General features: G+C 41.6%; 6 protein-coding genes. All 6 read left to right on the top strand.

Annotation, left to right across the window (positions count from 1 at the left end):
* Positions 1 to 303 precede the first annotated feature (303 nt).
* The 6 genes from ACCM36_RS05165 to ACCM36_RS05140 all read left to right on the top strand — a co-directional run bounded on the left by ACCM36_RS05165 (position 304) and on the right by ACCM36_RS05140 (position 8,752).
* Positions 304 to 1,461: a sorbosone dehydrogenase family protein gene (locus ACCM36_RS05165; protein ID WP_370572683.1), complete on the top strand. Its 1,158-nt coding sequence runs from the start codon at positions 304 to 306 to the stop codon at positions 1,459 to 1,461.
* 6 nt (positions 1,462 to 1,467) lie between these two features.
* Positions 1,468 to 1,917 (top strand): redoxin domain-containing protein, encoded by a 450-nt coding sequence (locus ACCM36_RS05160; RefSeq protein WP_370572682.1) that lies wholly within the window; start codon positions 1,468 to 1,470, stop codon positions 1,915 to 1,917.
* An 84-nt stretch (positions 1,918 to 2,001) separates the two neighbouring features.
* Positions 2,002 to 4,626 carry an ATP-binding protein gene (locus ACCM36_RS05155; RefSeq protein WP_370572681.1) on the top strand — a complete coding sequence of 875 codons (2,625 nt, stop codon included), beginning with the start codon at positions 2,002 to 2,004 and terminating at the stop codon, positions 4,624 to 4,626.
* 110 nt (positions 4,627 to 4,736) lie between these two features.
* Positions 4,737 to 5,783, top strand: a complete 1,047-nt coding sequence (locus ACCM36_RS05150) for a GTP-binding protein (RefSeq protein ID WP_370572680.1) — start codon at positions 4,737 to 4,739, stop codon at positions 5,781 to 5,783.
* A 138-nt stretch (positions 5,784 to 5,921) separates the two neighbouring features.
* Positions 5,922 to 6,350, top strand: coding sequence for a peptidylprolyl isomerase (locus tag ACCM36_RS05145; protein ID WP_370572679.1), 429 nt, complete (start codon positions 5,922 to 5,924; stop codon positions 6,348 to 6,350).
* Positions 6,351 to 6,523: 173 nt separating this feature from the next.
* Positions 6,524 to 8,752, top strand: coding sequence for a glycosyltransferase family 39 protein (locus ACCM36_RS05140; RefSeq protein ID WP_370572678.1), 2,229 nt, complete (start codon positions 6,524 to 6,526; stop codon positions 8,750 to 8,752).
* Positions 8,753 to 8,937 lie beyond the last annotated feature (185 nt).

The raw sequence follows: 8,937 nt of genomic DNA, 5'->3' as shown, positions 1-8,937 counted from the left end.
ACGGTTTTCCAGGTCCAGGCTACAGGTACATTTACTATCGGAGATATAATTGCGCTTAATATCCTTGTAAAGCAGGAAAAATAGATTATATTTAATGAATACACGAATAATTGTGATATATCTGCGCGTTTTTTTAAACATCTAAGGATAATAATACTTTGTAGTAAATATATGTTCTCCATCTTCACAAGCTTTATCTCAAGCAAACTTCTTATCATGGTATACGGCCCAATATCCTTTGGGGTTCGTTATGTTCTATGCGGAGTTAATCGCTGGCAAGTTCAATAGGATCAGGTGCTATCTATGAAAGGAAGCTACCTGGCAGGCATTGGCATTCTTTTGTTGATCATACTCTGGGCAGGTTACAGTCAACTGGGACTGCAGCCTTCTGTTAATGATGGGGATTTCGCTAATATACAGCTCCCTTCAGGATTTGATATAGAAGTGTTTGCAGATGGTCTTGGGGATAGCCTTTTTTCTTATCCGGGTCCTGCTCCGGGTCCCCGTATGATGTTGATAAAAGAGGGAATGCTTATGGTCTCTATTCCCAACAAAGGGTTAGTAGCAGTGCTTCCTGATCGGAATGGCGATCATAAGGCTGACAGTGTGGAAGTATTCATTGACGGATTGAACAGTCCTCATGGCCTGGACTATTACGATGGCTGGTTCTATATTGCTGAAGAAGACCGGCTTATCAGGGTGAAAGATGCTGACAACAACTTTGTTGCAGAAAAGGAGACCATTGAAGTACTGATAGATGACCTCCCCACAGGAGGTCACTCTACAAGAACAGTAAAAGTGTACAATGGCAGCCTGTACATGAGCATGGGATCTTCATGCAATGTATGTTATGAGACGGATATCAGAAGAGCAGCCATTACACGCTGTGACCTGGATGGTACCAACTGCACTGTATTTGCTTCAGGGATGCGCAATGCAGTTGGCATGGCTTTCCATCCTCTCACAGGTCAGTTATACGCCACTGAGAATGGGAGGGACTGGCTGGGTGATGACCAGCCTCCTGATGAAATCAATCTGGTGGAAGAAGGTAAGGATTATGGCTGGCCTGTCTGTTATGGCAAGAATATTCATGACACGGATTTTGATAAGAGCACATACATACGTGACCCGTGTGAGAACTGCACTCCCAGTCTGGTGGACCTCCAGGCACATTCGGCTCCATTGGGCCTTAACTTCTACTATGATGATTCTTTCCCTAAAGAGTATCAAGGAAATCTTTTCGTCTGTTTCCATGGTTCATGGAACAGGCAGGAACCCACAGGGTACAAGGTCGTATGGATAAATATGACCGATCTTACTGTTCATGATTTTGCCACAGGATGGCTCCAGAACACTAGCATTCTCGGAAGGCCTGTAGATGTGGTGGTCAGTGATGATGGTTCGCTTTTTGTAAGTGATGACAACGAAGGTCGGATCTATCGGATATACTATGGGGGCTAAACAGATATGGTCAGTGTTGGTGACAGAGCTACGGATCTCACTTTGAAGGACCACAAAGGAAAAAAGGTAACTCTTTCCGACTTTTCAGGAAGCAGATTGCTTCTTTCCTTCCATCCGCTTGCATGGACAAATGTGTGTGCACAGCAGATGAAGGCTCTGGAGGATAATTACTCAAAGTTAGAAAAGCTTAATACTGTTCCTTTTGGCATCAGTGTGGACTCGTCATCCTGCAAGCGGGCATGGAGAAAAGAGCTTGGAATTGAAAAACTTGTTTTCCTTTCGGACTTCTGGCCCCATGGGGAGCTGGCTGCATCATACGGTATTTTCATCGAGAAAGAAGGTGTGTCCCAGCGGGCGAATATACTCATTGATGAGGAGCAACATGTTATATTTGTCAAGGTATATCAAATGTCACAACTACCAGAACTTGAAGAAATATTCAGGATCCTAAGATAATGGATTTTATATATTCAACTCTGCTTTTTGGCTAAGGCAACCAGACAATCCATATATAATTATGAGAATCTGTAATGGAGAATAATGAGACCCACGGAACTTTTACGGCACCTTCGTCCTGGTAACCATATAGCTCTATTCTATGTGACCACTTTTGAATTACTGGATGTAGCTGCAAGCTATCTGAAAGCTGGTGTAGACAAGGATGAATGTTGCATCCTATACATACCCGAAAAACTGGCAGAAGAGGCTATTGATTCTTTGACAGAGGCAGGTCTGGATGTTTCAGGTCTTATGCTGAAAGCCCAGTTGCAGATCATACCATACAACAGGCTTTCCTCAGGTGGATCAAAGAATATTGAAGTGCAAGCAGGTGAACTCAAGGATGCACATGAAAAAGCAATAGGGTCAGGATATGCAGGTCTTAGGATAGCTTTCTGTCCGGCATCGACGATGAAGGGGGAATGGTCAGTCTTTCTCTCTCATGAAATGCATCTCAGCCATATGCTGAGAGATACCGGGGCTATCCTGCTGCGTGCTTTTTCACATGGATCACTTTCCGGTTCTCAAATGCTGGATGTGCTGGAACTCTATGATAGGGTCATGATCAAAAGAAATGACAAGTGGTCTTTTTTGATCACCGCGCCAGTTGATGCTTCATGCTGTGAAAAGCTCGAACTTTACGGCAGGATGCTGGACCGGATCTGGACAGGTGTGTGGGTCATTGATAGAGATGATCGCGTAATATTCTTCAATCCGGGTATGGAGGCTATTTCAGGGATTTCCAGAGGACAGGCGCTTGCTAATGATCTACTTGATTTCGTGAAGGAAATGGTTCCCGATGCAGGTGAGATATTCCTTGATATTTTCAACAAAGCAAAAAGTACAAAAAAACCCACACCCTATGATTTTTTGCCTTTTGTGAATCCTGAGGAAGGACTTTTGTATCAAAGTGGCGTATTATATCCTTTTTTTGATATTTCCGGTGAATATGATGGTATGGTGGGGACAGTCGAAGATATCACCGAGAGGAAAAAGGCAGAAGAAGCGCTGCTTGCAGCTGAGGAGAAGTATCGCCTGATATTTGAGAACTCTCCTCTTGGCATATTCCATTTCGATGATAAGGGAACTATTACCCACTGTAATGACAGGTTCCTCAGGATCGTGGGTACTACAAGGGACAAGCTCATTGGTTTTAACATGGTTACATCCCTTGAAGATGATAAGATGGCAGAAGCTGTCCGGACAGTGCTTTCCAGGAAGTTAGGGCACTATGAAGGGGAGTACAGGTCAGTTATCAGCGGCAAGGTAACCCCGATCAAGGCTGATTACAGTCCTAATATCTCTCCTGATGGTAGTCTTCTTGGTGGCATAGGAATCTTTGAGGATATCACTGAGAGGAAAAAGGCTGAAGATGGCTTAAAGCTTGATGAGTTCAGACTGCAGGCCCTGCTGGAACTGGATCAAATGGCCGATGCCTCCCTTAAGGAAATAGCAGATTTCACTCAGGAAGAGGCAGTGAGGCTCACCCAGAGCAAACTGGGTTACCTGGCATTCCTTAACGAGGAGCAGACAGTGTTTTCTATGTATTCCTGGTCAAAAAGCTCCTGGTCAAAAACTGCTATGGAAGAATGCAAGCTTGCAGATCTGAAGATCGATTATCCTGTGATATCTATTGGACTGTGGGGAGAGGCCATCAGACAGCGCAAGCCTGTCATCACTAATGACTATGCCGCTCCCAATACATGGAAGAAAGGCTACCCAAAAGAACATGTGAAAATAATTAGGCACATGAATATTCCTGTCTTTGAAGGGGACAGGATAGTTGCAGTGGCTGGTGTGGGCAACAAGGAAGAGAATTATGATGAATCTGATGTAAGGCAACTTACTCTGCTTATGGAAGGCATGTGGAGGCAGGTCCAGCGCAAGAGGGCAGAGGATAGTCTCAAGAAATACGCTGAGGATCTGGCCATGGCAAATGAAGAGCTTTCAAAGGCGAATGAAGAACTAAAATCTCTGGACCGCATGAAGGATGATTTCCTGTCCAATGTGAGTCATGAGTTTAAGACACCTCTTACTTCTATTAAGGGATACAGTCAGCTTATCCTTGATGGGACTCTTGGTGATATCAATGACCAGCAAAAAAAAGCAATGGACACTGTTATCCGTAATTCTGACAGGCTCAGGCGTCTTGTGGACTCATTGCTGTACCTTAGCAGAGCACAGGTGGGAAGAATGAGTTACTATTTTGAGAAGCTGCAGCTTGAGGAGCTTATCAATAATTGTATCCATGACCAGCTTCTCCAGGCAAAGAATAAAGGTGTTATCCTTCGAACAGAGATCGAAGATATTCCACCTGTAAGGGCAGATAAGGACAAACTGATCGACGTGCTGACCAATCTTATTGATAACGCTCTTAAGTTCACTTCCGAAGGCGGTCAGATCATTATCGCTGCGAGAAAAGTTCCCCGGGGAGTCCATATAGAGGTTAAGGATACGGGTATAGGTATACCTGCGGATAATATCCCTCATTTGTTCCAGAGATTCTATCAGGTTGATTCTTCGGCCAGCAGAAGGTATGGTGGCACAGGGCTTGGGCTGTATATAGCCAGGACCATAGTGGAAGCACATGAGGGAAAGATCTGGATAGAAAGTGAGGAAGGCAAGGGAACTACGGTCCATGTGGAACTACCTCAGTGGCGGGAGTGAATTGCCGTAAGGCCTTTAAAGCGTTGTGTTCAGTAGTATTCGGTCTATTTTAAGTACTCATGTCGTACCATGCTTGTCGTTCATCCTAACAGGTGTCAAAGGTGTTCTAAATGAAAGTAATAATAATTGGCGGATTCCTCGGAAGTGGAAAAACAACAACACTGCTCAGTCTCGGAAGGCATATGGTGGAAAAAGGCCACAGAGTTGCTATAATAGTGAACGAGATCGGTGAAGTGGGAGTCGATGGAGAGACTTTGTCAGGCTCTGGTCTTATTGCAAAGGAACTGACAAGTGGTTGTATCTGCTGCACATTGAGGATCAGCATGGAGTACACATTGCAGACATTGGAAGAGGAGTATGATCCGGACGTGCTGATCATCGAACCCACAGGTATTGCTCTTCCCTTGCAGATCAAGGAACATGTGACTCTGATGGGATTATCTGATCTGTCATTTGCTCCTGTGGTCACTATTGTGGATGCCAGCAGGTTCGATGTGGAACTTTCGCAGGTGCCCAAGTTCATTATGACACAGATAGAAGAAGCTGAGATCCTATGTGTGAACAAGATCGATCTTGTAGACAGGGAAACCCTGGTTAATGTAACAGGGAGGCTGATGGATCTTAATCCGGATGCGCTGATTGTGGAGTTCTCTGCAAAGAGTGCTGATGCCCTGTTCATGAGGTTCATAGACCTGCTGGCAGGGGAAGGTACTGCCCGCCAGGTCGGTGAAAACAGGAACTCCATTGAGCTTTCCCAAGTATCCAGTTATTCGGGAAAGTATTCAATTGATACTCATGGGCTAGATTGTGATAGCGTATCAACTATGTTGCTGAGGTTGTTGGAAGAAATAAAGGAAAAGATAGAGCATATTAATCCTTTATTCATAGGCCATGTAAAGATTTCTTTGAGTATGGAAAAAGATCTTGTTAAGGGCAATTTGACTTCTTCCCAGGAACGGCCTTCGGTGGAGATGCTTGCAAGTCCGGGTCAGGACCATGGGCATCTAAAGTTCCTTTCAGCGGTGACCCAGGTAAGTAAATCAGATCTCATGCACATTATTGATTTTGCCATTAGCAGTAATCTGGTGAGGGCAGGTATTATTTATGAACCTGCGAATCCCAGGGGTCTGATAAGTATAACCGGAACCAAGAATTAAATTATCTTATATACTTTTTTATTTAATTTTGATGCATTGATCCTTTTAAATAAACAAAATCGGAAAGCATTATAAGCCTACAGGTTCTATTCTATATAATAAGTAAAAGTTGATTTTTTGCTCAAAAGGGATGGTATCTTGGGTGTAAAAATAGGTGACATAGTTGCAGTAGAGTATGTTGGTACTCTTGATAACGGAGGAGTTTTCGATAGCTCTGAAAGCCAGGGTGGTCCTCTTGAATTTAAGGTTGGGGGTGGCCAGGTATTGCAGGGTTTCGAGGATGCTGTATTGGGCATGGAGATAGGGGATAAGAAGACCATAAAGTTGGAACCTTCTCAGGGATATGGTGAATATAGCAACAATCTGGTAGAAACCATCCCCAAGGTTTCTATTCCCAATAATGAGAGGTTAACAGAGGATACTATGCTGCTGGTAAGCCTGCCCGATGGTTCCAAGATGCCAGCCTCTATAACAGCGATCACTGAGGAGACTGTGACCTTGGACATGAACCATCCACTGGCAGGTGAAGTGCTGCATTTTGAGATAAAGGTTGTGGGGATTAACTAACCCTTATTTTTCCATAGGTTCTATGCAAGAACATTGGTTTTTGTGTATGTGCCAACGCGTTATATTTATCACACATGAAGGATTATGCCGTTCACTGAGTGTGATCTAGAAATCATATTATTCGCCTTTAATTAGTTCCAGATGTTTATTTTGTCAACTGGTGGTATTTAAGAATGGGTTTTGTTGAAAAGCTTGGATCAAAACTGCTCAATAAGCATGAGCTACCTCTCTTATTATCGTTCTTTTTTCTTCTTGTCGCATTAAAAGCAATTTTAGCATTTCCATTTACTACTCCATGGATACTTGCAGATGAACTTGTATACTCAAAGCTTTCTCAAAGTATATTGGACCTTATCTTCCTAAGCGATATCAAAGATGCTCAAACGTATCCACCCGGCTATTCAGTTTTCTTATCTGTTGCTGATATCTTGTCTTCGGACAAACATGCCTTATATCGTAACATGCTGCTTGTGAACAGCTTCCTCTCCTCTTCAATAATTTTCCCGGTATATTTTATATTGAAAAAGTATACTTCAAAGTTCCAGGCTCTTGGTGGGTCTCTACTAATATCTACGCTTCCAAGTGTTGTAACATACACATTCGTAGTGATGAGCGAGAACCTTTTTGTACCCCTTACGCTCTATTCTGTTTGGTTTCTCCACGAATCTTTTGAACACAATGAGATACAATGGCATGTTCTGGCAGGTATATCTGTCTTTTACCTTTATTTCACCAGAGAAACAGGGATTGTATTCATTGTTTCAATATTCATTTCACTCTTTTATTTTTTTTGGAGAACAGGGTACGATAATATATCAAAGACCTTCAGAAATAAGATCATCTTAGTTTTTTCCTTTGCGTTGCCAACTTTTGGCTGGTTATTATATAAAAAAGCAGAAGTCTCTCAAGGCTCACTATATGATACGTCTACATATTCTTCTTGTCTGTTGGATAGCTTCTCTAAGATTGAAACATTCGAGTTATTTGTTCGTTTAGTGCTCAATGAGATAGGATACATAATATTGTCTACATATATTGTCATTTTCGTCATATGTGTTCTATTCATTTCAGGATCCATATTCAAGTTAAAGCTTGCTGGATCTGGATCTCTTGCAATTTCTGGTCAAAAAAATACAATTGCGTTGAATTCAACCATTGTATATTTCATGAGTTTTAGTGCAGGACTGCTGCTAATTACAGTTGCACATATGAAAAGATATATAGGCAATCCTGATAACTTCATTTTTGGGAGGTATATCGACCCGATCATACCTGTAGTCTTTTTATTTGGGCTTATAGGAATAGCAGTTTTACATGCGAGATATGATGATATTGGGATTAAGTGGAAGTACAAACAAATAATGTTTTTAAGTATTATAGTTCTTCCATTCCTTTACTACTTACCGCATACATATTACGGTTTCCCGAATATGTTCGGTATTTATTACGTTGTATATCTGCAGAAATACATGAGTTACCTTGTATTACTTTTTCTTGTCACTTTGTTTTTTGTGATTATACAGCTCTATCTTCTGAAAGATATGCATAATACTAAATCAATGAGTTTGTTTTTTGTATATCTTATACTTTTATCGATATTTATCTGCATACCTACATATGAAAAGCAGCTTGAACATATGAGGAACACGGAAAATGTGAACCAAATTGGAAGGTACTTAGCGAATAACAGTTCAGGTGACACTCTTATTTTGATAGACCATGAGAACATGGTTGAACATTTGGGTTATCATATGTGGTTCCTTACTCAATATTGGATAAATGGTGAAATGGTTCAACTTTTTACAGATGATGATCCTTCCGGTCTGGCCACTAAAGAACATATTAATGATGTAGATTACATTATCTCAAAGAAGTTATTGCCTTATCATTGCGTGGAGACAGCAAATACTGGATACAAACTGTATGATCTAACAGCATCTTCACAAATACCTTCAAACGTGGCACTGCCATATACTATCGATATCGGAGAAAACGATTCTCATATAACTGAAGGTTTTTATGATTCGGAACTAGGTGAGAACAGATGGACAACTAATTCTTCAAAGATCAAAATAGAATATAGTAAACTGCAGGGGCCATTTAGGCTACACGTAATGATGGAAGTGCCAAGGCCTCAGGAAGATCCGGCAAATGTTACTTTTTACATTAATGGAAATCTGATTGGTTCTGCAGAGGGAATAATAGGAAATAAAGATTATTCAGTTGCAGTGCCTCATGAATACTTGGAAGATAGGTATCAGATCCTGGAGATCAGAACAAACACTTGGAAACCAATTGAAGGTGGATATGCCGAAGATTCCCGAAATCTTGGCGTTCAGATCGATTGGATAAAGGTCGATTCTCTATCCAATGGAACTAGAGATGAATTAGTAGCTAGTTAAACCTTGGATCTAGTTATATGATGTATATATTTCAACATCTCTTGCGAAAACGATAGTTTTCTGTCGGATCTATTGCGTTATATTTATCTTACATGAGTGATTATGGCGTTTGATTGAGGCGATGTACATGGAATGCATTTTCTGCAAGATAATCTCGGGAGCTATCCCTTCTTACAAGGTTTATG

This window comes from Methanomethylovorans sp. (genome assembly GCF_041305605.1).
Taxonomy (GTDB): Archaea; Halobacteriota; Methanosarcinia; order Methanosarcinales; family Methanosarcinaceae; genus Methanomethylovorans.
The sequence above is the reverse complement of the archived record's forward strand: the minus strand, read 5'-3'. Positions and strand labels throughout refer to the sequence as shown.

Excerpts from the sequence above, each read along its gene's own strand:
- ACCM36_RS05160 (WP_370572682.1), top strand. The coding sequence starts at position 1,468 with ATGGTCAGTGTTGGTGACAGAGCTACGGATCTCACTTTGAAGGACCAC.
- ACCM36_RS05150 (WP_370572680.1), top strand. The coding sequence starts at position 4,737 with ATGAAAGTAATAATAATTGGCGGATTCCTCGGAAGTGGAAAAACAACA.
- ACCM36_RS05165 (WP_370572683.1), top strand. The coding sequence starts at position 304 with ATGAAAGGAAGCTACCTGGCAGGCATTGGCATTCTTTTGTTGATCATA.
- ACCM36_RS05155 (WP_370572681.1), top strand. The coding sequence starts at position 2,002 with ATGAGACCCACGGAACTTTTACGGCACCTTCGTCCTGGTAACCATATA.
- ACCM36_RS05140 (WP_370572678.1), top strand. The coding sequence starts at position 6,524 with ATGGGTTTTGTTGAAAAGCTTGGATCAAAACTGCTCAATAAGCATGAG.